The organism is Paenibacillus etheri, from assembly GCF_001012825.1.
GTDB classification, from domain to species: domain Bacteria; phylum Bacillota; class Bacilli; order Paenibacillales; family Paenibacillaceae; genus Paenibacillus_AQ; species Paenibacillus_AQ etheri.
In genome coordinates this window covers 655,901-681,128 of record NZ_LCZJ02000018.1, presented here as the reverse complement: position 1 = coordinate 681,128, position 25,228 = coordinate 655,901, and the positions used below count along the sequence as shown (strand labels likewise).

The following is a 25,228-nucleotide window of genomic DNA, read 5'->3' as shown; positions in this document are numbered from 1 at the left end:
TTTCTGATAGCCTGCTATTATACAAAGAAACAAGCAGATAACACAATTACTAATAAGATATAAAGAACCAAAATTTCTCCAGTAGAAGTAAATCTGCCTCCAACTCCACAGCTCATTGATTATCCCTCCTTTTACTTCTTAAAACATAATATGCGCTGCTATTCTAAATGTATGGATTATAACCTAATTAACATGAGCTGACGAATTTTAATATCCTACTCACGCCGGAAATAATTACGAAATTGGTCCCAACATTAAGTGCCAAAGTTTCTCAAATAGATGATGAATAATAGGAGGTCTATCCATGAATCAAGACAGCGGAAGTTTATATGGTTATTTCGGAATGGCATTCGGATTCGGAATTCTCATAGACAAGACAAATCATCTGAGGAATTGTCGTAAATTCGAACACGCATCGAAAAAATTGAAAAGATTCTTAGTGAGGTAGAATAAACGGCGGAATTGCAACAGTCACCCCAGTTAAGGCCCATCCGATAAGATATGATGGACCTTTGTTATATCCTCCATTAACTTCTGTTATGCGGTAAAAACAACTTATTTTTGGTATTGAGCGAAAAAAACAGCACAAAATATCATGCACTGCTTCCCTTTCCACCTTAAACTGTAGAAAAAAGGAGGGAACAGGATGTTAACGATTTCCGTTCATACACTGGATTTGAAAGGAACAAGCTATGAAATTGGGTATAAGCTAGGCAATATTATTTCAGAAAATACAGCACACAAGATTGCTTACACTCGTAAACTCGAAGGCTTTGGTCTAACAGAATATAAAGACGCTGTCAAACTATTCGATGAGTGGTGCCCAGGCATTTCAGAAGAAATTGTTGGATTTGCCGATGCATTAAAGGTTAATACCGAGCAAATCGCTTACTACGCCATGACGTATCTGCTGCCGCGATGCAGTCAGATTGCCTTGCTGCCAAATATGACAGCACAGAACAAGCCCTTGTTAGCTCGCAACTATGAATTCAACCATCAGATCGAGGATTTTGTGTTAGTCAGAACCTCAGTAACAGGTAAATATACGCATATGGGCACAAGTACAATGAGCTTTGGGAGAGACGACGGTTTTAATGAGCATGGACTTGCTGTTACAATGAGTGCTTGCGGCTTTCCTGTCGGGGCTCTGCCCTTTTTGCGTGCACCTAAAGTAAAAGGATTACATTTCTGGGCGGCCATTCGGGCGTTACTGGAAAATTGTAAAAATGTCGAAGAATCACTTTTTTATTTGAAAGAAATGCCTATCGCCTGTAATGTCAATTTGATGCTGCTAGATAAAAAAGGGAATGCCGCCTTGTTTGAAACGATGAACGGCATGCAAGCAACGAAGCAAATTAGTCCAGCTTCGCAAGAGCAGTTCATCTGGGCTACCAATCATCCAGTTCTTCCACCATTAGTTCGTTATGAGCCCCAGGCTGCCATTCATTCTTTGCGGCGAGGGGAGTGGATCGCTTCCCAACTGAAAGGAGCAACAGCAATGACGAATGAAGATCTAAAGGAGATGCTGTTGTCCAAATACCCGAATGGACTGTGCAGTCATTATTATGAGGATTACTTCGGTACAACCAAAAGCATGGTGTTCTCCCCCGCAGAGGGTATAATAGAGCTATGTTGGGGCGGCATAGCGGAAAATGGCTGGCAGACTTATGATTTAAAACAAGCTATACCAGACTCCACAACAAATATTCAGATTTGTATGGAGAGAGCGGACAAAGCTATGTTCGATTATCAATCTTTAAACAGTTGACCGATGGAGGGATTCAAATTGGACTATCGACTGGCGTTAGAGCAAGCGATAATCTATATTGAAGACATGCTTGGCGAAGCGATTAAAGTAGAGGATGTTGCTCAGGCAGCAGGGTATTCCTACTATCATTTGAACCGCCAATTCACCGCTATATTAGGGGAAAGCATCGGCAGCTATATTAAGAAACGTCGACTGGCCAATGCTGCAAAAGCTTTGCTTTACACAAACAAAAGAATTATAGATGTTGCGCTAGACAACGGCTTTGAGTCCGCCGAGTCTTTTAGTCGCGCGTTTAAATTCATATATAAGGTCAGCCCGCAGGAATACCGTATCAATCGACTGGACACCTTCATTGCTTCCAAGACTAAACTGCACGCTAAATTATTGGAGCATCTAACTTGCAATGTTACCGTACATCCTACCATTGTAAAACTCCCAGAGACGAAGGTCGCCGGAATACGTGGAGAAACAACGCTCAAGGATAACAAACTAGCCGAACTGTGGCAGAAATTCAACAAAATTTCCACTCGAATTCCCCATCGTTCACTTAATGGACGAGGATTTGGCATCTGCGAGGCCTGTCATGAAAACAGCCTGTACTCCATGAGTGATGAGGTGCTATTTACGGAGGTCGCTGGTATCGAAGTGGATTCTTTTGAAGGACTTCCTGCAAAATTTGTGCAAAAGGTAATTCCAGAGGGGCGTTACGCCGTATTCACTCACACTGGTACACTACGCACGCTTCCCCAAACGTTCCATTATATTTGGGGAACGTGGTTCCTTAACACGAAAGAGGAAATGGACGAGCGGGAGGATTTTGAGCTATACGATCAACGATATTTAGGATATGATCATCCTGATTCCAAAGTAGACCTGTTCATTCCGATCAAATAAAAATCACGCCCCCCTAGAGGGTATTGGGTGATAGCGCGGCTTAGACCGAACTGCAAAAGCCCAAGCGTTGAACACGCTTGGGCTTCTATTTATAGGTAAATGTGGCTTTCAGACATTATTTGTGAATCAACAACACACAGCACTCCACATGCCTTATATCCCTATACTATCATTGGATTGAATTCATTAACTCGTAGAAATATTTAGGTTCATGAGTTTTATTAAGACGATACCAAGCGTCTAATGTTTTTGGAGAAAATACATCTAGCGCTTTTAAAACATGAACAGAAAATTCTAATGGAGCTACTCCGGATGCGGTGATCAATTTCCCATCGGTGACAGCAGATTCCACTTTGTAATATTCTTCGCCCGTGTAAGAATGGCAAATCATTTTAAGGTAGGCCAAATCATTGCTTGTGTGCCAACGTGAATCTAACAATCCTGCTTGAGCAAGTCCTAAGGTAGCACCGCATATTGCTCCAACTACTATCCCTTCCTTTAAACACATCTCGGCAATTTTTAATATGGGCACGTGAATAGCTTCTGTCCATGTATTTCCACCAGGTAAAATCAGTGCATCTACGCTTTTAATGCTGCACTCATCCACTTTAATGTCAGGCATTATTTTCAATCCGCCCATTGTAGTTACTGGAGTCTTTTCTATCCCAACGGTGACTATTTTTGCTGGAGCCAGCCCCTGTCTGAAGTGTCTTCCAGAGTTCAGTTCGGCGGCTAAATAACCTATTTCCCAATCGGACATGGTATCAAACACATAAAGATATACTGTATTATTCATTTCTAAGTGCTCCTCATAAAGTTTATTTGATAACAGCAACCATTCATCTTTAATGAGTGGTTATCATTATAATAAAACAACTTCACTGACAACTGCTGTCAGTGAAGTTGTTAAACTTGATAATATTCCATTAACTCCGAAGCAACCGCCACAAGTTTATTCTTTAAATTCTGTGGCTCTATAACTTGAATGGATTTCCCATACGGAAGAATTATATACGGAACATGCGTATACAGTGACTCTTCCTCAAGTAAAAAAATTGCTTGCGTTGATGTCCGCTCCTGCAAATGATGCTCCAAAAACCAATGTATGCATAAATCATCCAACGCCCCTGCCCTGCCACCAATAATTAAAGAAATTAATTCGGATTTACCTACTACATCTGGTAACAGATTTTTCATAAAAAAAGTACGCGCTGAAAAATCATTGGGACGCCTAAATGAGAATGGCGTGCGTGTGATGTTCAGAATTCGTTCTACCCGAAAGCTGCGGATCTCATTCCGCAGGTGGCAAAATGCAATTGTGTACCACTTATTGTTCCAATTAACCACGCCATAGGGGTCTATTACCCTATTTGGGGACTGCTCTTCATGACTGTTACGATAAGAAATTTCTACAGACCATTCATTTGCTACAGCGTGCTCCAATTCCTGCAATACCGGCTGAACAGCGGGGTATCCCCTGCGGTTTATTACTTCAAATCCGGCTAAATGATGGCTTAGTATACTTTCCTGCTCCTGATTCGAATACATTTTCAACTTGGATGTTGCATTCTCTAATGCCTCACTCAAAGGATATCCGGCTTCTTTTGCAAATAGGGCAGCATGAAGCAGTGTCTTTTTTTCATCAATACTAAATAGCAGAGGAGATTTGATAAAATTGTGCAGCAAGCTATACCCACCATTGTGCCCTGTGTCGGATATGATAGGGACGCCACTGGCACATAGTGCATCAATATACCGATAAACTGTTCTTATATTTATCTCTAACTTTTCCGATATTTGCTTTGCAGTCAATTTCTCTCCCGAATTCAACATCCATAGAATTGTTAGCATATTATCATTTTTTGGCATAACATAACCCTCACCTTTGATTACCACTATACTTAACTTCTAACAAGCACTTTAAGTGATTTGTTTGCTAATCCACTGTATTCCTTTATTCTGATCCTAGTAGTGTTGATGCACTCCTGAATTCCTTGTTATTTAGTAATCAACTCCGTTAGATTTAATACTACCAATTCTATCCACAACTCTACTATTTGCTTTACCACCATGCGCAACACACATCTCCATAACTGTTCTAACGGCGATTTTTTTCAAATCCTCTTTTCATTTCAATAAATGCCTCAGCTTATCTGGGTTCCTAACAAAGTATAAGTTGCGAATCGAATTTCTCTCGACATGCATTAGCGCAACTGTTACGATGCCATCTCCTGAACGGACAACGAGTCCTGTTTGGCCATTTATATCCCTCATTTCTACATGCACGCCTCCTTCGTAATGAGGAGCCTTACGAGTTAAGCCGAGAAGGAAACGGGCGACGAGATCGCGCGATTCAATAGGATGGACGGCGGCGAAGGCTTTACCCCCTCCATCTGAGACCAACACGACATCTTTGGCGAGCATGGATACAACCCTATCCACGTTACCCTGTTCGAGAGCCGCTAGGAGTCGACGGACCCACTCTTCGCTTGCAGCTTCGGGATTGACTGGTTCATCGGGGGTTTTCCTCTCGCACGGCTGATCAGCTTGCGGCAATTCGCTTCGCTTTTGCCAACGAGCTCAGCAATATTAGCATATTCAAAGCCGAGCGCCTCACGAAGCACGAACACTGCCCGTTCCGTAAGGGACAGCCTTTCAAGCAATACGAGCATAGCATAAGACAGCAGCTCGCTTTGAACAACCGATTCAAACGATTCATCATTCGGAGTAAGAAGGGGCTCAGGAAGCCATTGCCCGAAATACTGTTCCCGCCGCTTACGCGCCGAATTGAATAAATCCCGACAGCGATTAGTTACCATTTTGCACAAATATGCTTTAGGTTCAACCAATCGATCCAGCTTTACATCATACAACTTCAGGAATACGTCCTGTACAGCGTCCTCCGCATCGGAGACCGATCCAGTCAGTTGGTAGGCAAGCGTAAATAGCAGCCCTTTATAATGCTCATATAACTCTTGCATCTTAAAATTCCACCCTTTTCCACTAACCCTCTGTTTACATTATTTTAACAGACTTGCCGAATCCCATGTGAATTTCCTTATTCGCCAACCCAGCTTTCCTGTAAAAATAATATCTAACCCCCATTGATGTGTCCATACCATTCCCTGATCCGGACCTAAGGCAAAACAAAAAAAGTCAATAAATTCCTTATGCATGGGTGCCGGACGCCCTGCAATATCCGCCGATAAAATCTTTCCAAGCCTTGCTGCTTGGGCGGTCGCTTCCTTACACGTCTTCCCGTCCACCCGTCCGCTAGCAGGGTCTACGATTCGCGCGCAGTCGCCGATACTGTATACACCCTGGGCCCCTTGAACCCGATAACTTGCATCTACGATCACGTATCCTTCCGGAGTGATCGGCAACCCGATGCTTTGCAGCATTGGGTTGGGTAACAGCCCCAGCGTCCAGACACATAGGCCAGCGGACATCGTCTCGCCGTTAGATAAGGTTAGCACTCCCTCTTTCTCCTGTAATACCCTACTTCCATGTAAGGTAGTTACTCCGCAAGCGTCAAGTGAACGTTCCAGTTTAAGCCCTACTTTTGCCGGGCCTTCTGGGAAAAGTCTCTTATTCGCGTTAAATAAATTTATCCTTACAGCATTCGGGTCAAGTCCCAATGATACTGCATCATCACGAAAAAAATAAGCTAGTTCGGCAGATGTCTCGATGCCGCTTATGCCCGCTCCAACAACGGCAATGGTCATTAATCTCTGACGTTCTTTCGAGCTTTTTTCCTTTACAGCTTTCTTTATATTCGCGCGCCATGCCTCTCGGATCTTCCACGCAGCGTCTAAACTCGCTAATGCCATACCTCCTAGATCAGGGTCGGGTTGCCGAACGACGCTACCTACCGCCAAAACGAGGAAGTCATATTTTATCGAATTCTTATTTCCTACAGCATCCTGACAAAGTAGCCTTCTTTCCCCTGATTCGATTTTCGTTACAGTAGCCTGAACGAATTCAACCCCCTCGGGAAATAACCTAGTCAGAGGGATAGTAATCTCTTCATCTCCGACCGCGGGCTTAAAAAGCAATACTTTGCGAAAGTGATAAGGGTTCTTATCGATTAAAATAAGTCGGAGTGTTCGTTTACTTGCTTGCCCCTTAAATGTTTTCCGAATCGCTTTAACTGCATTAATACCTGCATATCCTCCGCCAATAACGATGCATGTCAATTCTTTCATTGCAACCACTCCTTATTCCGTTTGCATATAAAACGAGATAAGGAGTCGTTTTGTGACAACAACGATATTTCGAAGACGTCCCCCTAAAACCCATTCCCATCAATTCCCCATTGATTTCACAATGAACTCACGCACAAAATCCAAAGGTTTAATGGTATTATCAAGCGTGCTTGTGAAGACGACTACAGTCTGTAAACTCGGAATAACGATTATAAATTGCCCGTTTCGTCCCATCGCAAAGAACATTCTGTTATTCAAAGTAAAATCATCATGATTAGGATCTATTTTAGCAACCCACCAATGAAAAGCGTAGTGACCAATATAATCATAGGTTAATAGATAGGGCTCTGTTGACCTTCTGACCCATTCTGCAGATATAATTTGCTTTCCTTTCCAAATACCTTCCTGCAAAAACAACTGACCAAATTTAGCCATATCATTGGGAAGTAATCGAAGACCATCGGACCCGTAGCTAATGCCATTTGCATCCTCAAACCAATGGTAATCCTTATCAATCCCTAACGGTTCAAACAAATATTTATCAGCAAAAACAGAGGTCTTCATACCTGTGGCTTTCATTAAAATGGCCGACAGTACATGAGAACAACCTGAGTTGTAATTCATCCGTGTCCCCGGCTCATCAATTAATGGCCGATCGAATACAAACTTAACTACATCGAGAGTACACATAGGGGGCATATTGTTCCATTCTCCAAACTCCGGCCAGTCTAAACCAACACTCATCGTCAGCAAATGCTCAATGGATATAGCTTTCTTACGAGAATCTTCTAAGTTGTTCATGATATCTGGAAAGTAATGCTCCATAGTCATATCAACAGAAGGGATAAATCCTTCTTCTATTGCAATCCCAATCAAAATGGATACTATACTTTTGGTACATGAATTAATCCGTTGAAGGTTATCTCTTATTTTATTGCTTTTATAATATTGAAAGATTAATCTTCCTTCCTTTAGTATCAGGCAGCTCTTAACTTTCGATTTCCTCACTGAATACTCAAGGTTATCAATCTTCCCTTGATCTACATTATGCTTATCCGGTGTGGAATTGGGCCATGTATTTTTATTCTGCATCCACTATGTATCCCTTCAAAATATAATTAAAAGTATGTAAAAAATAAAAATAATCTTCAAGTCCTTTTGTATCATGGTTATCGTACCATAAAATGGAATTATATCTGGTTTACAAATTGATTAAAACAAAAAAATCCCATCACCACAGGTACGTATGAATAACCCTAAACTTTCAAGCTAAAGCATTTGTTGAATGATGTGGGCAAACATGTTTAGACCACACAAACATAGCTATTCAGGATAAATCAACGGATAGCAAAAAGACTTGCTCGAGGTATCGAAACCTTCAAGCAAGTCTTTTGCCTTAAATTATAAAGATTCTAATTCCTTATGCAAAAACATACTCCCCGTCACCGATCTGAATCGTCTTCCCTTTCAGCGCTAATGAATCCGTTTCAAAAAACACCTGTTTGAACTGGTTCTCGTCCCCATGTACGAAAGCAAAAGACTTATCTCCAATCGTAAGGATAAAAGTACCGTCCTCTGACTCTGTTACAGGCAGTCCGAATATCGATCCCCAATGTTTAGCGGTAGCTGCAGGATCGGAGACTTGGAATACAGCACTCACGATTTCAACATGACCAGCAGGATGAGGCTGGATGACTCCCGATGTTGTTAATCTTTCCAATCTCTCTGCATCTGTTCCACTCCATTGAATGATGAACGGATAGACTAGTCCTTGAAAGTCGCCCTCGATAGTCATCATTCGCCACTCGATTAATCTGCCCTCGTTATCTAGACGCTTCCCATCCATGATTGGAGATAGCGATAAGCCTGCCGAACGCAGAGAAGCTGCTATTTCTTCAATATCATCTGTCCGGATGACTACTCTGCTCAAGACTTCATGTTCTGGTAGAAGTTTTACTGCGTCTTTCACCACTAGATTATGTTCAGTTGCCTTTGCTAGCTCAAGATTCTCAATGCCCAGAAACTCGAGATAGGTTAGCCCGAAATAACTTAATACGTTATAGGTTCCCCAATCTTTATGAGAACCTCCCTTAAAAGCAACCAAACCATGATCTCCAAAGATTTCAACCGGTTTAGCCAAATCATTGACGTAGTGTACTAAATGATCCCATTTCACCGTTGCCATGATTACTTCACTCCTAGCTCAGTAGTACGCTTCACAGCTGCCAGAACACTTCTTTGCAGACCTGCTGCGAAATCACTATTATTTAATTCGTACAAGCCATGCATCCCGACTCCGCCAGGTGAATTATTAATATCAAGTAGCTGTCTTGGATGCAGCCCTGTCTGCTGAAGCATCGCTACCGATCCCATCATATTCTCCAGCGCAACATTCCAAGCTTGCTCACGCGGCAATCCGGCAAGCACACCTGCATCTACAAAAGACTCAATGAAATAATAAATATAGTTGGGGCCAGCCACACCAAATCCAGTAAAAATATCCATTAATGCCTCATCCAGATATTGTACCTTACCAAATCCGAGTAAGAAATGCTCCACTTGATCACGAGTAGCGTAAGCATTTAACGCTACACCGCTATATCCGTAGCCTGTATCCGTCAAAGTATTTGGAATGACACGGATAATCGACCGCTCAGCTCCAAAATAACCAGCTAATTGGACATTCGTCACACCTGCCACAATCGATACGATGACTGCGTTAGGTGAAGCGAATTGTTGTACGATTTGTCCAAGTGTAGTTAAGTCATCCTGAGGGCGAACTGCAACTACAATCTTATCTGCAATAGATAGGCCATGCTCTTGCGAACTCCCTGTATCCACTCCATATGTGGTATTCAAAAACAGAAGACGGGCTTCATTAATGTCTGATACACTAATTTGATCTACGGACAGGGTGTTGTTGGATATACATGCGCGAATAATCGCTTCCGCCATCTGTCCTCCACCAATAAAATGAATCTTTTCTTGTGTCACTTGCTTTCACTTCCTTACTTAATTGTTGTCCCATGCTTCAGGCAGAATGAAACCATCGTATTTCTCTATTCCATGAATATACTCTTCGAACTCTTTAGATTCATAAGCTGCTTTCAAGTCTTTTGCCCACTGCGTATTTTCATCCTTTTTATTAACCGATACGATAATTCTGTGTTCCATAGGCGTATTTTCGATTTTCAAGGCATCCGTAATCTTTCTGTCTGAATTAGCAATATAATTCCCGTTTACAACGCCATAATCAACATCTTGCAGTGAAACTAGGATTTGAGCAGGGTCCAATATTTTAATATCAATGTTATATTTATCCGGTTCCATGCTGTTGATGTTAAAATCAGCTACGCCTGCGCCTTCTTTAATTTTGATCCAACCCAATTCTTCCAGGATACGTAGTGCACGCTCTTGGTTCACCGGATCATTCGGAACAGCTACGGTTGTACCATCTTTAACATCGTCAAGTGTAGTATGATTAACGGAATAAAGACCCTGTGGTGCACCAGGCGCATAAGCAATTCCTACCATATCTGCTTTGATTTCTTTGTTGATTGCCTCCATATATGCTGTGCTTTGGAAGATACTTGCGTCAATGGAGCCTTCCTTCATCGCAGGATTGACCTGCATGTTTTGCGAAAAGGACTTAATTTCAACGCTATACCCTTGTTTCTCTAGGATCGGTAGAATGGATTGGCGGAATTGCTCCTCATAGGTACCCACTCCAAATCCAATGGTAAGCTTCTTCTTATCTCCAGAATTATCGGATTGACTATTCCCGCAAGCTGTCAACACCGCTAGAACCCCTATCATCAACACTACTATCAACTTTTTCATAACTTCATCTCCTGTTCAAATACAGATTGTTTAAGTTGTGCTAACGCCTCATCCGTCACATTTAGTGGGATGGCGCAATTTGGAGAAAGGATAAACGACTGATCTTTCATCAATGTTAGTGCTTCTTTAGCCTGCTGCTTGATTTGTGCAATATCGTTTACAGCGAACAACCCATGATCGACTCCACCTACTTTTGTAGCTTTGAGATTTGCCTCTAAATCGGGGTTCCCCTCGGCTACAGTATCCCAACTGATCCCATCAATTCGATAATCGTTGAATTTCTCAGGCTGTGCGTAGGCCCCACAAGTATGAAGAATGTTTTTGCCATAACTTGCGGCTTCTAAAACAATAGAGTCATAAGGTCTGGAGAACTCGTCAAACATGGCTTCATCAAATAATCCTGGGTGAGCGGTGCCCGTCACAGCGTAGAACAAACCGTCAGAACCTGCTTGCTTAAGCTCTTGTACATAATCGGCTAAGGTTAATGAAATCGTATGTAACGCATGGTGCGCTGCCGCACGATGTTCCTTAAACAGTGACTCCAAAGTTACCGGGTGCTCAATGCCAAACACTGTTTTTGTAACATAAGCAGAACGGCCAACAATAAATAGCAACACGGTTAATGGTGAAAATACGGTTTGAATCAGAGGGGTGTCCGGTAAACCTTGACGAATTTGCTTAACCGCCTCTAGATGCTCTACCAAGGATGCTGTTTGTACAGCCTTTTTAACTTCTAGATCCCAAAGATTAGCCGCTGATGGAATAGCAGTCGTTTGCTGCCTAGGAAATACGGTCTGATAGTCCGTAAAATCATATTGATTCCCCCAAGCTTCCGCCAAATAAGTCGCTCTAGGATTGATCTTGACCCAGTCCCAATCATATTGTTTCGTAAAAGAAATCGTAGTTTGTGCTAAATCATCTGCAGTTTGTTCTTTGTCGATAAAATGACGCCACCCGCTTACAATTGGGCGATCCACCTTTTCTCCAGATAATAGCGCTTTAAATCGATCTTGCTTGCTCCATTCACTCATCTGTCGATTCCCTCCTGGAAAATGTAGTATCTAGTAACGGCGAATTTTTCTTGCTAGCGTATTGCCTAAAGATTGAATTCCTTGCACTAGAATAATGAGAATAACCACAGTAGCTACCACGACAACCGTGTCAAAACGTTGATATCCATATACAATCGCCAAGTCGCCGACACCACCGCCGCCTACTGTTCCAGCCATTGCAGTTGCCCCGATCAACCCGATCGTCGCCGTTGTCAAAGACAGAATTAATGATCCAACCGCCTCTGGTAATAAAAAGTACCATATCACTTGAAATGGCGTAGCCCCCATCGCTTCAGCAGCTTCAAGAATTCCCGGGTTCACTTCAAGCAGAGAGTTTTCTACTAAACGGCCAATATAAGGTGCGATGTAGATTATTAAAGGTACGATCGCTGCGCTTGTCCCAATCGAAGTATGAACAATAAAACGTGTGAAAGGCACAATCGCCACAAGTAAAATAATAAAAGGCAGAGAGCGTATGATGTTGATGATCGGATTCAGTATGGCGTAAAGCGCTTTGTTCTCCAAAACCCCACCAGGACGAGTGATTACAAGCAATATCCCAAAGGGAATCCCAATCAAAGAGCCAACAAACAAGGAGACGCCAACCATCTGAATCGTTTCAATAATCGCCTGCAGAAATTGATCACCTGTTAATGTGGTCGAAAACATTAGATTCTACCTCCTCTACACTGACTCCATGACGTTTTAAGAAAGATAACGCATTGTTAATCTCAGCTGTATCTCCACTGCATTGAATAATTACTGTACCCAGTGTCGTTTCCTGAATCTCCGTCGTGTTCGCAAATAAAATATTGACCTTCATATCGAAGGATCGAATCATCTCGAACAGGATAGGCTCAGAGGCGCTTTCTCCAACAAAATTAAGTTTATAAAGGACACTTCCCGGTTCTGTTTTGATTGATTTTTGGACGCTCGGTGTAATGCTATTTTGAATAACCGTCTTCACAAAATTCTGTGTCGTCTTATGCTTCGGGCTACCGAATACATCTAGAACGCTTCCTTGCTCAATAATTCGGCCTGCTTCCATGACCGCCACCTTGTTGCAAATCTCTTGAATGACAGACATTTCATGTGTAATGATCATCACAGTAATGTTGTACTCTGCATTGATTTTTTTTAATAGCTGTAAGATAGAATGTGTCGTCTGTGGATCTAAGGCAGAGGTCGCTTCATCACATAATAGGATGGATGGGTTCGAGGCAAGCGCTCTGGCAATTCCGACCCGCTGCTTCTGTCCACCTGATAATTCACTAGGATAACTCCCAGCTTTGTCACTTAATCCAACAAACTCTAGTAATTCCAGAACCCGCTTACGGATTTCATTTTTATTCTTTTTTAGGAGAACTAAAGGAATCGCCACATTCTCAAATACTTTTTTAGATTCTAATAGATTAAAATGTTGAAAAATCATGCCGATATTCTTCTTAGCCGCTCGTAACTCTTTATCGTTATAGGTTCCTAAATCACGCCCAGCTACTAAAACCTGTCCTTCTGTGGGTCTTTCCAAATAATTGACTAAACGAATTAATGTACTTTTCCCCGCGCCACTATAGCCGATAACCCCAAAGATATCGCCTTTATCGACCTTTAAATCGATCCCTTTAACAGCATCAATCGTGATCCCTTTCCGAGTGAACGTTTTGGAAACCTGCTTTAGTTCAATCATATACATTCCTCTCAATCATCTTTAGGATTTAGGTCTAGGAGCTTAATTAAGCTTTGGCTTGTAGCTTCACCAGCGCTTGTTCTGCCAATAAAGCGAAGTATTTCGCAGCGGGTAAAATCGCAGCCTCATCCACATCGAACTGAGGGTGATGTAAAGCATAGGCTGGGCCTGATCCTATATTCACAAAAGCACCTGGTATCTGTTGTAGATAGAAGGAGAAATCTTCTCCTCCCATTTGCGGCGGGATGTCATGTACTATATATCCCGTATCTGAGGCAACCTCTTTAGTAAAGTCAGCCCATTCGTCATGATTTATCGTTGCTGGTGGTCCTGGATACCAATGTAGCTTAGCCTCTGCCCCAGCAGCTGCAGCAATCCCTTCAATAATTCGAGTCATTTGGATTGGAATTTGGCGACGAATCTCCTCATTGTAAGTTCGCACCGTACCTTCTAATTCCACTTTTTCCGGTAATACATTCCATGTGAAGCCCCCATTAATTCTAGTAACACTTAACACAACCGGTTCGGTGGTACTATTTTGGCGGCTTACGATGGTTTGTAACGAAGTAATGATTTGAGCCGCAGTTACAATGCTATCCACACCTTTTTCCGGAGTAGCCGCATGAGCGCCGACACCTTTTATCGTGATTTCAAACCGATCAACACCTGCTGTTAAAGCTCCTGTTCTTGTCCCAAAAGCTCCTGTAGGCAGGTCTGGTGAATTATGTAGACCAAAGATAGCATTTACATCCTTGAGTCCCCCTGACGCTAAGACGCTCTCTGCCCCATGCCCTGTTTCTTCCGCTGGTTGGAACAACACTCTAGCCTTTCCAGGCAATTCGCTTTCACGAGCCTTCAACAATAAGGCAGCTCCTAGAATAGTAGCCGTGTGAAAATCGTGCCCACAGGCATGCATTTTTCCAGGGATCTCAGAAGCAAACGGCAATCCAGTTTGTTCCTCTATCGGTAGTGCATCAATATCACAGCGAATGGCTACAACAGGTCCGTTGCCTTGTCCGATCTCTGCGATGAGTCCGGTTTGTAAAGGGAGGTCTAGAATATGAATATTCGCATGGGTCAGCCATTCCCGTAATTTCTCTGTGGTCTTAAATTCTTCATAAGATAATTCAGGTTCTCTATGTAGATTTCTACGAACATCAATTAATTGATTCGCTAAAGCTTGATCAACCTCATTCAGTGCTTTCATAGTAGAGTGCTCCCCTTTCTTTATGCTTCAAGCTTGTCTTCAATGCCTTTAATTCGGTCGAGCGCAGTGGATAGACTGCTTAAAATATGATCTCGCATTGCTTTTTCTGCACCATCTTCGTTGTGCTCAGCAATCATTTGCAAGATAAGATCATGTTCTTCATCTGCCTGTGTATTCCAATCTCCATGCATCGAGACGAATCGACAATAACGAAGGGAATGATCCCTTAATTGATTCAGAACTTTCTCGAACGTTCTAAGTTCACTAATTTCTGATAAATAATCGTGGAACTCAAATCCATAGGTTACAAAATTCTGATTATCACCAAGCTGGAAGGAGTGTTTCATTTTTGTGATCATCGTCGTTAAATTAACAATATCTTTCTCAGTAGCATGCTTAGCTGCACTTCTTGCTATATAGCCCTCAAGCATGCTGCGAATATGGAATATTTCTTCAACCTCTTTGAGGGTCACTGAAGCTACCCGTAGTCTTCCATTTGGCTGTCGAATGAGAAAATCCTCGTTCTCTAATCTTTGTATAGCCTCTCTTAGTGGAGTACGACTAACCCCTAGTAACGCCGCCAAATTTTCTTCATGTACAGGTTGATTCGGCTCTAATTCACTGACAATAATTTTTTGTTTTAATGCATCATAGGTATTATCCTTTGACAACCTCCGTGATCGTATCGCCATATTTATGTAGCTCCTCATCGATAATCTGTCGGGCAAGAGCCTCAACAATATATTTGTATAATTGTATACAATTATTAGTTTGGAATGGATTCGCTCAATCTTTTTTTATACTATATTCCAATTAATCCACCTAGTCAAGTAGGATTTAGAGGAATAATGTATCTATCTTCAATAACAAAAAAAACTCTACAACCGCAAGGGGTCGTAGAGCTTAATTTGATATTTTTTAGAAAATTGAATTGAATTAAAAATTAATTATCCCCGAAGTATGAAGCAACACCAAGAACACCAGAATCGGCGCAACATACCGGAGCATAAACAACCAAACGCGGAACCAGCCTGCCTTAAGCCCAGCCGCTTCTGCAGCCCCTTTCCAGAAATAACCGGCAAAGATGGTAACCAGCAGACCGCCTAGTGGCAACATAATGTTAGAGGTTACAAAATCCACCCAATCGAACAGCGCTTTGCCGCCAAACGATAGCTCAGGGAACATTCCCAGAGACATCGCCGAAGGAACACTGAGTATAAAACATACTAGAGACAAAATCCAAACTGAACGTTTCCGGCTCCAATTCCAGCGCTCCATTGCGAATGATACAGGCACCTCAAGCAGGGATACAGCAGAAGTTAAAGCGGCAATCGCCAGCAAGACAAAGAACAAACCACCAAAGAATGCACCAAATGGCATTGCCGAGAAAGCTGCTGGCAAAGCAATGAAAATTAGTGAAGGACCTTGATCAGGAGCAATGCCAAACGAGAATGTCGTCGGAAAAATAATCAATCCTGCGATAAACGCATATAACAAATCTCCCGCTCCGACTGCGAGTGCAGCAGTTCCTAGCGATTGTTTTTTATCCACATAAGAGCCGTAAGTCAGGAGGATCCCCATCCCTAGCGACAATGAAAAGAAAGCATGTCCCAATGCGACTAACGCAGATTCCGCCGTCAGTACCGAAAAGTCTGGTTTAAGGAAAAAGGCTACCCCTTCGTTTGCACCTGGTAAGGTTACTGCGCGAATCATCAATACAAAAAGGAGAACGACCAGACCAGGAATTAATACTTTATTAAATTTCTCAATCCCGCCTGAGACTCCTAGAATGACCACACACGCCGTAATAAGGATTGCGATCCCCTGCCAAACAATTGGCATTGGTCCAGATATGAAGGAGTTGAATTCACCTGCATAGTTACTAGAACTGAACAGTTGTCCATTAAAGGCAATCATTGCGTAGTTCAGCGTCCACCCTGCAACAATGATATAAAAGGAGAGAATTAAAAATGGTGCAAGGACTTGCAGAAACCCAACTGCCATCCAACTCTTTCCGCCTCCTGCCCGTACAAATGCAGTAGCTGCGCTTCCACGTCCGCTGCGACCGATGGCCAGTTCTGCCAACAGTACGGGTAAACCGATTAACACTAAACATACAATGAAGAGAAGGAAGAAAGCTGCTCCTCCATTTTCCCCTGTAATATATGGGAATTTCCACATATTCCCCAGTCCTACTGAGCTTCCGATAGCCGCGAAAATAAAGCCGGCGGAAGAGAAACGCTCCTTCTTCTCTGAGAGGAGATTTTTTTCACCTTTAAATTGATTCATTCTTCTGCCCCGTTTTCTTTATTTTCTTTTTTAGACCTCATTATAGCCTATGTTAGCATGAACGTCATATGAAAATTTTCTGAATATTTTTATTGTTTTCAATATTTATCCATTTAAGTCATGAAATTCATCGCAAGAAAAAAGAGCTACATGCTCTAGTCGTGGACTAGAACCGTAGCTCCTTCATAAAACTCTTTTACTAATATGAGATTATTCTTTTACAGCGCCAACCACAATCCCCGTTACAAAGTAACGTTGCAGGAAAGGATAAACCAATAGAATTGGTAAAGCACTTATGAAAATCTGCGAGGCCCGAATAGTTCTCTGAGACAAATTAGCAACGGCTGCCGGATCAAGCTTTGACATATCCGCCTGAACGATAATCGTCTGCATAAACGTAGCTAGCGGAAGTTTTTCTGCATCTCTAATATAAATGATACCGTCAAAGTAAGCATTCCAGTGTCCTACCATAAGGAACAGAGAGATGGTTGCAATAACAGGTAAGGAGACCGGTAAATATATTTTCACAAAGGTCTGAAAGTGCCCCGCCCCATCAATAAAAGCTGCTTCCTCAAGATCCTTAGGTACAGTACGGAAGAAATTAAGAAGCAAAATGATGTTAAATACAGCAACTAATCCAGGAAGAATAAGCGCCATCAATGAATTCATAAGACCAAGCTTCAAAATCAGGATGTAACCTGGAATCAGACCACCGCTGAATAGCATGGTGACAACAAAATACCAAAGATAGACGTTTCTTGCACGGAACACTCTTGTTTCCTTAGACAGCGCATAAGCTGCAACCGTATTTACTACTAGTGCAAGTGCTGTTCCGAGTAGTGTCCGCTGTACAGACACCCACAAGGAAGTAAGGAAGTTGACATTATCAAACGTCTTTGCATAGGCTTCAAGCGTAAAGTCAATCGGCCAGAATGTGACTAATCCAGCATTAGCAGGTGCGGTAGAACTTAGAGATACCATGAGTAAGTGATACAAAGGTAGCAAGCAGAGCACCGAAAGGATTGTTAGGCACACATTATTGATTATACTGAATATTCGATATGGAATTGTTTTATGGTACATCAGTTGTCATCCTTTCTAGAAAATTCTGTACCCTGCAAATCTATATGCTAGTCGGTAAGAAACAACGATTAAGACTAAGCTGATCACCGATTTGAATAGATTCACTGCGGTAGCGAAGCTGAACTGTCCGCTTAGTAGACCTTCTCTGTACACGAAGGTATCAATGATATCTCCCTGCTGATAGATCAATGGACTGTACAAGTTAAAGATCTGGTCAAAGTTTGCGTTGAGCACATTGCCCAGTGCCAAGGTTGCAATAACGATAGCGATTGGGATTAACGCTGGAATTGTAATATACATCGTTTGTTTCCAGCGCCCCGCCCCATCCACTTCAGCAGCTTCATAGAGTGACGGATTTATACCCGAAAGTGCCGCTAAGAAGATAATCGTATTGAAACCAAACTCTTTCCAGACATCACTAGCAATGATAGTGAACCTGAACCAGTTTCCATCCCCTAGAAAGAAAATCGGCTTGATGCCGAATACGGATGTGAGAAATTGATTGACAATACCTGTCTGAGCAAGGATATCAATGAGAATCCCTGAAAGTGTAACCCAAGACAGAAAGTGCGGAAGATAAACGAATGTTTGAATGGTTCTTTTAAGGCCCATTCTCCGTACCTCATTAAGCAATAAGGCGAAGATGAAAGGAATAATCAAATTCAAAACAATCTTGGAGCAAGCAAAAAACAACGTATTCCACGTGATGGACAGGAAATAATCATTCTCCCACATGTACCTGAAATGCTTAAGTCCGACCCACTCGGAATCAAAAAAACCTAGTGCAGGTTTATAGTCTTGAAATGCCATAAGAATTCCGGACATCGGAATATAAGAAAAAATAAAAACCATAATTGCCGCTGGCAACACCATTAAATGGAGAATCCATGGTTGATTAAAGCCTTTTTTTCTTTTTTTACTCGGCTGACTTTCTAGGCTCGCCTGTGGTATCGAGTTAACCTCCATATTAGCCTCCATAGCTCTCTCCTGTTCCCAAAAAAAATATTTTGTGTGTGATGGGGATCTCTGCTATAAATAGTATCAGGCGTTTCTTAGGTTTGACTATATAACATTGTTAGGGCTAGATAGGGTTTTATTAGGACAACATTTGGAGGGTCATTTATGAATTTATGGAAGCGCTTTACAAAACTTAGAGGAAACTTACAATCTCGATTTAGTCTGTTTGCCAAAATAAACAGCTTGATCATAATCCTTTTCATTCCCATCATTATCATGTATACCTTCTCAAATAACGTCACCTTCGAGGTTGTTGGTAAAGAGTTGCAATCGTCCAATACGAAACAGCTTACTTTTTTATCTAATCAGATTGATTCGCGAATTAATCAGATGATGGACTTCACCCTTATTCTTTCAAGAGATCCCAACGTCAGGGCATTCAATGGATTAAATGTATGGGAAGATCGATATGATCAGATGCAAACAAGATATATTATCCAGGAAAAGATGGTGCTTCAAGCTGGGGTTACAGATATTTGGCCTACCAGATACGCCGTTCATTCACAACAGAATAAAGATGTCATCGCTAATTACGACAGACCCACTGGTTATGATGAGGATTATTTAAAAGCAAATATGAGTGGAAGATGGACATATGGTGATCATGGCGCGGAATCTAAAGGCGATTTAAAATCCTTTTACTGGTTCTTTACGGATTCCTTAGCTCTACCGGGGACGTTAACGGGAAGTAGCTTAGTCATTGAAGCCAGTTTCAGTTATACGAACATTCAGAACATGCTAGATTCGTATAAAGCAGGTGGACAAGGTGATCCATTCTTCTATCACAAAGGGGAGAAACCGATCCTCAACCGTAGTGCGGACAAGCAGCTATCCGATGAGCTAGTTCGCTACCTGGATAATCACTCTCCCGAGAATACAACTCAGGATGTAGTGAAACTAAATGGGAAGAACTACTTGGTCAGTTCGGTGAAATCAGCCTCTTTGGATTGGCATTTAGTAGATGTTGTCCCCCTTTATCAAATTCTCAAACCGATTTCTCTTAGTCGAGATTTATTCTATATCACAATGATTCTGCTGTTTGTTGTGGGAGTATCCTCTTCCATTCTGCTATATAGAAACGTTCAATATCCGATTAAAAAACTCGTCAGTGGTTTACAGCGCGTACAGCAAGGAGATTACTCCGTACGGCTCCATAGCAATGAGCAAAATGAGTTTTCGTTTCTGTTCCGTCGTTTTAATGATATGTCCCATCAAATTCAAGACCTGATAGAAAATGTATTTAATGAAAAAATCCGAGCTCGAGAAGCTACCCTCAAGCAGCTTCAAGCACAAATTAATCCACATTTCCTCTATAACTGTCTTGGTTATATTATCAATATGGCCCAGATGAAAGATGAAGACGCTGTCGTCTCCATGGCTTATAATTTAAGTGCTTACTATCGTTATACCACCCGTATGGAACGGGAGACGGCTTCTTTGGAGGAAGAAATCAAGCTCTTGGTCAACTATTTAGATATCCAGAAACTGCGCAATGGCAGAATTGATTATCACATTGATATTCCTGAGGATATGCTTAGCCAATCTGTACCTCGCCTAATGCTCCAACCTATGGTGGAGAACTCTGTGATTCATGGCGTAGCGAAGTCCTATTCATCAGGCGAGATCAAGATTAGTGGTGAGAAGTCAAACGGTTTCTGTAGAATTTATATCGATGACGATGGTCCTGGCCTGAATCCGGATCAGCTAGAAGCATTAAACCGTAAAATGCAGGAACCTTTGCAGGAGGAAATGGGTTGTGGTCTTTGGAATACGAATCAGCGGATCATTCACCTATTCGGCAGCCATTCAAGTCTTACCTTCAAACCATCCCCTCTCGGTGGATTCCGAACAGTAATTATCTGGGAAATCCCCACTGAGGATGATAGTTATAAATTAAAGGAACATCAAGGAGACTAACAACATGCAAATGATTATAGTAGACGACGAAGCACACTGGGTAGATAATCTTTCCATGACTAAACCTTGGCATACGCTGGGAATTGAACAGGTGCATAAAGCTTATTCAGCACGTGAAGCGCTACAAATTATCGATACGAATCCCATTGATATAGTAATCTCAGATATTCAAATGCCAGAAATGACGGGAATTGAATTGATAGAGCGGATAAGAAAACACAATAAAAAAATAAAATGTATTATATTATCCGGCCATTCAGAATTCGATTATGCCAAAAAAGCGCTCCAGAATAAGACCGTGGATTACTTGCTTAAACCGCCTACTGATGATGAATTGCTCGGAGCAGTCAAAAATGCGATCAATCAATTGAACGCAGAATGGGAGCTTATAAGTTCTCTTAAACGAACCCAGTTTACCCTCCGGGAGAATCTCCCTGTTTTGCGTGGGCGATTGCTACTGGATGCCTTACAAGGTCATCGTTTTCAAGCCGGTGAATGGGAACGGAAGCTCGTGAGTTACGATCTGCCCTTCCAATCCGGAGAATCCGCATTGATGCTGGTACGAATGGAAGAAGAATTCGGAGAATTTGATAATACGGATCAAACCTTGATTGAATATGCGATCATTAATATGGCTGAAGAGATTATGGGAGAATTTATGGAAGTCTGGGGCGTTAAAGAGGAACATGGATATCTTGTGTTTCTGCTCCAGCTTAAAGAACAAGGAACTGATCTTGGAAAAGAATCCATATTAGAGAAGCTTTCTTTACAACTTCAATATAAGGTCAAGCAATTTCTGAAAGGCTCGCTATCCATTGTAATCACAGAGTGGTTCAAGTTTCCTGAGCAGCTGTCGAATCGTTTCCATCAGGCCTCCTCTTCTTTCCGTCAAATTGTCGGAGATGAGCGAGAATTCATTATGCGGGTCAGTGACTTGGAGCTTCCCTCAGCGCAAGGGCCTTTAGATGCTCTTTATACCCCACCCTCTTTGATTCATCTATTGGAGAGTGGACATTGGGATGCAGCCGAAGAGAAATTGCTTGCTGTCTGTGCTGAACTGGATGAGAAATGGTCTGAATCTTGGGAGCATTGCATGGAGGCTGGCTTTTTAATTACTGCTTCTTTCACAAATCTCGCACATCGCAATGGTCATACGCTGGCAAACTTAATGGGAACCGATATCGAAGCGTTGCAGAGTGGCGATGCTTTTACCAGCATTAGTAAACTAAGAAAATGGTCGCTAAGTGTTCTAGCCAATCTAAAAGAAGGCACATCTAACGAAATCAAAGACATACGTTCAGAGTATGTAAAGAAAATTCAGGATTATACGGATAAGAACTTACATGATGATGTATCATTACGTGTTCTGGCTGACCATGTAAATCTTCATCCGACACATTTATCAAAAATCTATAAGATTGAAACAGGTGAAGGCATTAGTGATTATATCTCACGCTTACGGATGGATCGTGCCTGTCATAAGCTGAAGACCACCACTAAAAAAGTCTATGAAATCAGCATGGAGATTGGCTATATGGACCCTGCTTATTTTATCAAAGTATTCAAACGGCAGTTTGGGGTAACGCCGCAGGAATATAGAGATACTAACAAATAGCATGATAGAGTCCTATCGAAACTAAAAATCTCATATAGATGACATCCCCGACAAGTTGTTAAAGTTACACTTGTAAAGATCATACACAGTAGGGGGAATTGAAGAATGATCAAGTTCAAGAAAATGTGGTCGCTTCTCACGGTCACAGCACTTATCACTCTCACAGCATGTGGCAGTAGCGGCACATCTAATGAGAACGCCAAAAATGGTAACGCAACCGAAAATACCCAATCCGAAGCAGATGCTGCTTTCGCAAAAGGCAAATACGATCCACCGATCGAGTTCAGTGCCGTATTGATGCCTAAGAAGTATGTTCAAGGTGATACCAAAGAAAACAACGTTCACGATCGCTGGATGCTTGAGACATTGGGTATGAAGCATAAAGATACTTGGTATCCTGCAAATGACGATCAATACAGACAAAAGCTTCAACTTGCCATTGCTTCCGGCGAAAAGCTGCCTGATTTCGTTTTTGCATCAACTAACGCAGTATTGACGAATCAGCTTATTGATTCCGGTCAGTTCATTGCTATCGATGAGTTGTTTGACAAGTATGCAAATAAGATTCTAAAAGATCACGTTGCAGCACATCCAGAACTTTGGTACCCATTCACTAAAGACGGTAAGAAATATAATCTGCCGATCCTTGAATATACCGACAATGATGATACACTCTTGTGGTTACGTGAAGATTGGATGGAAAAGCTGAACCTGGAAGCGCCTAAGACCATCGCCGATCTCGAGAACATCATGGACAAATTTAAGAACGAAAACCCTGACGGCTTAGCGCCTAAAGATGTGTACCCGCTTGCAATTACTTTGAAAAACAATACAAACACCTGGATGGGTCAACTAGACTGGTTATTCGGGGCATACGGTACGATCGAGGAACAATGGAACAAAGATAAAGATGGCAATCTTGAATATGGTTCCATTAACCCAGGTGCGAAGCAAGCACTCGCAAAGCTTAGCGAATGGATGGATAAAGGCTATATCCACACGGACTCCGCCCTTTGGGATGAAGGTAAATCCGCTGAGAGCTTCACAAAAGGTGCAGCTGGTATTCTGCCAGGCGCCAACTGGGTTCCAGACTGGCCGGCTCCCGATCTTATGAAGAACGTACCTGGAGCGAAGATTAAAGGTTATCCGGTTCCAGCAGGACCAGATGGTTTGATTGGAACCAAATGGCAGAATTCCGGAGTAAATGCTAGTATCATGATTAACAAGGATGCTAAGCATCCAGAAGCAATTTTCTTGTACTATAACTACTTGCTTGATAACCTGGCTAACCCTGCTGCAGGCAGTCAATATGAATATGGCTTTGCTAAAGGTTACGACTGGGATATGATTGATGGAAAACCTACAAGCGATAAAGACAAGATTAAAGACTTCTCCAATGAATTCCCATTCTTAACAGGTCCGGCCCGTATTCCTGATCTTTTTATGAAGACTTTGGTTAAACTTGCTGATGGCGAGACACCTGTTACACCTTATGAAAAACAAATGGCAGAGTTCCGTAAACCAGAAAACTGGGCGGCAGGAAAAGTGGTTATGTCACAACTAGACGTTCGTAAGCAAAACTACTTCACTGGTGCTGCTACACCAACGATGGTTTCCAAATGGAACCTGCTTCGTCAGTCCGAAATGGAAACTTTCAACAAAATTGTTTACGGCAAACTGCCTGTAGATGCCTTTGACCAATTTGTTGCCAATTGGAAATCCAATGGCGGTGACCAAATCACCAAAGAAGTTAACGAATGGTTCAAGTCTGTATCGTCCGCGAAATAATTTTTTCACAAACATAGAAACAAGCCGGAGCCACATTCGCTCCGGCTTGTTTTTTATAGAATTTGCACTCCTCTGATAAAATAGAATTAAGATGAGGTCGTGAACAAAGGTGGGATTGAATGATGAAGGTAATACCCAATGGAATATCACTCATTCATCCAAATCACATCAAGAGAATTGCAGTTGGACCGAAAAGGATTTTTTATTAAAAATTGATTTTCGACAATTGCCCGAAATCAAATTCAAGGAGAGATTCTATTCTCCTCTCATAAGGTGGAAAGTCCAGCTCTCTTGTCACTTCATTTGGAACAATAATACAGCGAATTCCTGCAGCATTAGCTGCTTTCAATCCGTTGGGAGAATCTTCGAACGCGATGGTTTCGTTTGGGCTTACGCCTAATTGGTGCATCGCCAGCTTATATAATTCTGGTTCTGGCTTTACACATTGGACATCATCAGATGTAACAACTGCATCAAATAGCGGAAGCAGCCCAAACAATTGCAAATACTTATGCACCCAGTCGCGAGTAGAGCTTGAAGCAACAGCAAGCATCATGCTACGCTGTCGTGCTTGTTGTAGTATTTCAATTACACCTGGAAGCAAATGTGCATTATTCATGCGAAGCTCATAGTTCTGTTCCAATTCTGACTGAAGTCGCTTCAGGTCTATGGACTTCCCTACTTGCTGTTCCAAATATTGATAAGGGTGAAACGCATCAAAGTTTGTACCCACATTCCGAGCCCAAAGCGACAAAGGCAGGTCCAATCCGTACGTGGAATAAGCCTCTTTGAATACGTAATACCATGGCGTTTCCGTATCAAGCAGTAAACCATCAAAGTCAAAGATAACTGCTTTCATAGACACC

General features: G+C 42.0%; 24 protein-coding genes. 5 read left to right on the top strand and 19 right to left on the bottom strand.

What is annotated here, in order from left to right:
• Positions 1-17 precede the first annotated feature (17 nt).
• A complete protein-coding gene (locus tag UQ64_RS32035; protein WP_082651031.1) occupies positions 18-116 on the bottom strand; it encodes a sporulation protein YjcZ in 99 nt (32 codons plus the stop codon).
• Positions 117-646: 530 nt separating this feature from the next.
• On the opposite strand from UQ64_RS32035, the gene UQ64_RS08585 reads away from it, so the two are divergent.
• Positions 647-1,768 carry a C45 family autoproteolytic acyltransferase/hydrolase gene (locus UQ64_RS08585; protein ID WP_060623015.1) on the top strand — a complete coding sequence of 374 codons (1,122 nt, stop codon included), beginning with the start codon at positions 647-649 and terminating at the stop codon, positions 1,766-1,768.
• A gap of 18 nt (positions 1,769-1,786) precedes the next feature.
• Positions 1,787-2,662, top strand: coding sequence for an AraC family transcriptional regulator (locus UQ64_RS08580; RefSeq protein ID WP_060623014.1), 876 nt, complete (start codon positions 1,787-1,789; stop codon positions 2,660-2,662).
• Between the two features lie 169 nt (positions 2,663-2,831).
• On the opposite strand, the gene UQ64_RS08575 is transcribed toward UQ64_RS08580, so the two are convergent.
• The 17 genes from UQ64_RS08575 to UQ64_RS08500 all read right to left on the bottom strand — a co-directional run bounded on the left by UQ64_RS08575 (position 2,832) and on the right by UQ64_RS08500 (position 18,991).
• A complete protein-coding gene (locus tag UQ64_RS08575) occupies positions 2,832-3,458 on the bottom strand; it encodes a type 1 glutamine amidotransferase family protein (RefSeq protein ID WP_060623013.1) in 627 nt (208 codons plus the stop codon).
• 110 nt (positions 3,459-3,568) lie between these two features.
• Positions 3,569-4,531 (bottom strand): helix-turn-helix transcriptional regulator, encoded by a 963-nt coding sequence (locus tag UQ64_RS08570; RefSeq protein WP_060623276.1) that lies wholly within the window; start codon positions 4,529-4,531, stop codon positions 3,569-3,571.
• 258 nt (positions 4,532-4,789) lie between these two features.
• The gene (locus UQ64_RS32820) at positions 4,790-5,104 is read right to left on the bottom strand and encodes a sigma-70 family RNA polymerase sigma factor family protein (protein ID WP_425339573.1); all 315 of its coding nucleotides are present in this window, start codon (positions 5,102-5,104) and stop codon (positions 4,790-4,792) included.
• 20 nt (positions 5,105-5,124) lie between these two features.
• A complete protein-coding gene (locus tag UQ64_RS32815) occupies positions 5,125-5,643 on the bottom strand; it encodes a sigma-70 family RNA polymerase sigma factor (RefSeq protein WP_425339572.1) in 519 nt (172 codons plus the stop codon).
• Between the two features lie 39 nt (positions 5,644-5,682).
• A complete protein-coding gene (locus UQ64_RS08560) occupies positions 5,683-6,867 on the bottom strand; it encodes an NAD(P)/FAD-dependent oxidoreductase (protein ID WP_060623012.1) in 1,185 nt (394 codons plus the stop codon).
• Between the two features lie 99 nt (positions 6,868-6,966).
• A complete protein-coding gene (locus UQ64_RS08555) occupies positions 6,967-7,959 on the bottom strand; it encodes a serine hydrolase domain-containing protein (RefSeq protein ID WP_082651030.1) in 993 nt (330 codons plus the stop codon).
• 328 nt (positions 7,960-8,287) lie between these two features.
• Complete coding sequence (locus UQ64_RS08550; RefSeq protein ID WP_060623011.1) at positions 8,288-9,052, bottom strand: VOC family protein; 765 nt, start codon at positions 9,050-9,052, stop codon at positions 8,288-8,290.
• A gap of 2 nt (positions 9,053-9,054) precedes the next feature.
• The gene (locus UQ64_RS08545) at positions 9,055-9,861 is read right to left on the bottom strand and encodes a pyrroline-5-carboxylate reductase family protein (protein WP_082651029.1); all 807 of its coding nucleotides are present in this window, start codon (positions 9,859-9,861) and stop codon (positions 9,055-9,057) included.
• 18 nt (positions 9,862-9,879) lie between these two features.
• Positions 9,880-10,707, bottom strand: coding sequence for a MetQ/NlpA family ABC transporter substrate-binding protein (locus UQ64_RS08540; protein ID WP_060623010.1), 828 nt, complete (start codon positions 10,705-10,707; stop codon positions 9,880-9,882).
• The gene (locus UQ64_RS08535) at positions 10,704-11,738 is read right to left on the bottom strand and encodes a uroporphyrinogen decarboxylase family protein (RefSeq protein WP_060623009.1); all 1,035 of its coding nucleotides are present in this window, start codon (positions 11,736-11,738) and stop codon (positions 10,704-10,706) included. The genes UQ64_RS08540 and UQ64_RS08535 overlap by 4 nt, the downstream gene beginning before the upstream one ends.
• A gap of 30 nt (positions 11,739-11,768) precedes the next feature.
• The gene (locus UQ64_RS08530) at positions 11,769-12,428 is read right to left on the bottom strand and encodes a methionine ABC transporter permease (RefSeq protein WP_060623008.1); all 660 of its coding nucleotides are present in this window, start codon (positions 12,426-12,428) and stop codon (positions 11,769-11,771) included.
• On the bottom strand, positions 12,403-13,446 hold the full coding sequence (locus tag UQ64_RS08525) for a methionine ABC transporter ATP-binding protein (protein ID WP_060623007.1): 1,044 nt from the start codon (positions 13,444-13,446) through the stop codon (positions 12,403-12,405). Before UQ64_RS08525 ends, UQ64_RS08530 begins: the two co-directional genes overlap by 26 nt.
• A 46-nt stretch (positions 13,447-13,492) precedes the next feature.
• Entirely contained in the window at positions 13,493-14,644 is a 1,152-nt protein-coding gene (locus tag UQ64_RS08520) for an amidohydrolase (RefSeq protein WP_425339578.1), read from the bottom strand.
• Between the two features lie 29 nt (positions 14,645-14,673).
• Complete coding sequence (locus UQ64_RS08515) at positions 14,674-15,345, bottom strand: GntR family transcriptional regulator (protein WP_060623005.1); 672 nt, start codon at positions 15,343-15,345, stop codon at positions 14,674-14,676.
• A gap of 244 nt (positions 15,346-15,589) precedes the next feature.
• Positions 15,590-16,942: a sodium-dependent transporter gene (locus UQ64_RS08510; protein WP_060623004.1), complete on the bottom strand. Its 1,353-nt coding sequence runs from the start codon at positions 16,940-16,942 to the stop codon at positions 15,590-15,592.
• A 210-nt stretch (positions 16,943-17,152) separates the two neighbouring features.
• Positions 17,153-18,025: a carbohydrate ABC transporter permease gene (locus UQ64_RS08505; RefSeq protein ID WP_060623003.1), complete on the bottom strand. Its 873-nt coding sequence runs from the start codon at positions 18,023-18,025 to the stop codon at positions 17,153-17,155.
• A 15-nt stretch (positions 18,026-18,040) separates the two neighbouring features.
• Positions 18,041-18,991, bottom strand: a complete 951-nt coding sequence (locus tag UQ64_RS08500) for an ABC transporter permease (protein ID WP_060623274.1) — start codon at positions 18,989-18,991, stop codon at positions 18,041-18,043.
• A 156-nt stretch (positions 18,992-19,147) separates the two neighbouring features.
• Between UQ64_RS08500 and UQ64_RS08495 the strand changes: the two genes are divergently transcribed.
• The 3 genes from UQ64_RS08495 to UQ64_RS08485 all read left to right on the top strand — a co-directional run bounded on the left by UQ64_RS08495 (position 19,148) and on the right by UQ64_RS08485 (position 24,362).
• Positions 19,148-20,959 (top strand): sensor histidine kinase, encoded by a 1,812-nt coding sequence (locus UQ64_RS08495; RefSeq protein ID WP_060623002.1) that lies wholly within the window; start codon positions 19,148-19,150, stop codon positions 20,957-20,959.
• Positions 20,960-20,963: 4 nt separating this feature from the next.
• Entirely contained in the window at positions 20,964-22,574 is a 1,611-nt protein-coding gene (locus UQ64_RS08490; RefSeq protein WP_060623001.1) for a response regulator transcription factor, read from the top strand.
• 105 nt (positions 22,575-22,679) lie between these two features.
• Positions 22,680-24,362 (top strand): type 2 periplasmic-binding domain-containing protein, encoded by a 1,683-nt coding sequence (locus UQ64_RS08485; protein ID WP_060623000.1) that lies wholly within the window; start codon positions 22,680-22,682, stop codon positions 24,360-24,362.
• Positions 24,363-24,567: 205 nt separating this feature from the next.
• On the opposite strand, the gene UQ64_RS08480 is transcribed toward UQ64_RS08485, so the two are convergent.
• Positions 24,568-25,221 carry an HAD family hydrolase gene (locus UQ64_RS08480; RefSeq protein ID WP_060622999.1) on the bottom strand — a complete coding sequence of 218 codons (654 nt, stop codon included), beginning with the start codon at positions 25,219-25,221 and terminating at the stop codon, positions 24,568-24,570.
• Positions 25,222-25,228: the final 7 nt, after the last annotated feature.

Bases quoted from the DNA above. Each gene is read 5' to 3' on its own strand.
- UQ64_RS32035 (WP_082651031.1), bottom strand. From the start codon at position 116: ATGAGCTGTGGAGTTGGAGGCAGATTTACTTCTACTGGAGAAATTTTG.
- UQ64_RS08585 (WP_060623015.1), top strand. From the start codon at position 647: ATGTTAACGATTTCCGTTCATACACTGGATTTGAAAGGAACAAGCTAT.
- UQ64_RS08575 (WP_060623013.1), bottom strand. From the start codon at position 3,458: ATGAATAATACAGTATATCTTTATGTGTTTGATACCATGTCCGATTGG.
- UQ64_RS08570 (WP_060623276.1), bottom strand. From the start codon at position 4,531: ATGCCAAAAAATGATAATATGCTAACAATTCTATGGATGTTGAATTCG.
- UQ64_RS32815 (WP_425339572.1), bottom strand. From the start codon at position 5,643: ATGCAAGAGTTATATGAGCATTATAAAGGGCTGCTATTTACGCTTGCC.
- UQ64_RS08560 (WP_060623012.1), bottom strand. From the start codon at position 6,867: ATGAAAGAATTGACATGCATCGTTATTGGCGGAGGATATGCAGGTATT.
- UQ64_RS08555 (WP_082651030.1), bottom strand. From the start codon at position 7,959: ATGCAGAATAAAAATACATGGCCCAATTCCACACCGGATAAGCATAAT.
- UQ64_RS08550 (WP_060623011.1), bottom strand. From the start codon at position 9,052: ATGGCAACGGTGAAATGGGATCATTTAGTACACTACGTCAATGATTTG.
- UQ64_RS08540 (WP_060623010.1), bottom strand. From the start codon at position 10,707: ATGAAAAAGTTGATAGTAGTGTTGATGATAGGGGTTCTAGCGGTGTTG.
- UQ64_RS08535 (WP_060623009.1), bottom strand. From the start codon at position 11,738: ATGAGTGAATGGAGCAAGCAAGATCGATTTAAAGCGCTATTATCTGGA.
- UQ64_RS08530 (WP_060623008.1), bottom strand. From the start codon at position 12,428: ATGTTTTCGACCACATTAACAGGTGATCAATTTCTGCAGGCGATTATT.
- UQ64_RS08525 (WP_060623007.1), bottom strand. From the start codon at position 13,446: ATGATTGAACTAAAGCAGGTTTCCAAAACGTTCACTCGGAAAGGGATC.
- UQ64_RS08515 (WP_060623005.1), bottom strand. From the start codon at position 15,345: ATGGCGATACGATCACGGAGGTTGTCAAAGGATAATACCTATGATGCA.
- UQ64_RS08510 (WP_060623004.1), bottom strand. From the start codon at position 16,942: ATGAATCAATTTAAAGGTGAAAAAAATCTCCTCTCAGAGAAGAAGGAG.
- UQ64_RS08505 (WP_060623003.1), bottom strand. From the start codon at position 18,025: ATGTACCATAAAACAATTCCATATCGAATATTCAGTATAATCAATAAT.
- UQ64_RS08500 (WP_060623274.1), bottom strand. From the start codon at position 18,991: ATGGAGGTTAACTCGATACCACAGGCGAGCCTAGAAAGTCAGCCGAGT.
- UQ64_RS08495 (WP_060623002.1), top strand. From the start codon at position 19,148: ATGAATTTATGGAAGCGCTTTACAAAACTTAGAGGAAACTTACAATCT.
- UQ64_RS08490 (WP_060623001.1), top strand. From the start codon at position 20,964: ATGCAAATGATTATAGTAGACGACGAAGCACACTGGGTAGATAATCTT.
- UQ64_RS08485 (WP_060623000.1), top strand. From the start codon at position 22,680: ATGATCAAGTTCAAGAAAATGTGGTCGCTTCTCACGGTCACAGCACTT.
- UQ64_RS08480 (WP_060622999.1), bottom strand. From the start codon at position 25,221: ATGAAAGCAGTTATCTTTGACTTTGATGGTTTACTGCTTGATACGGAA.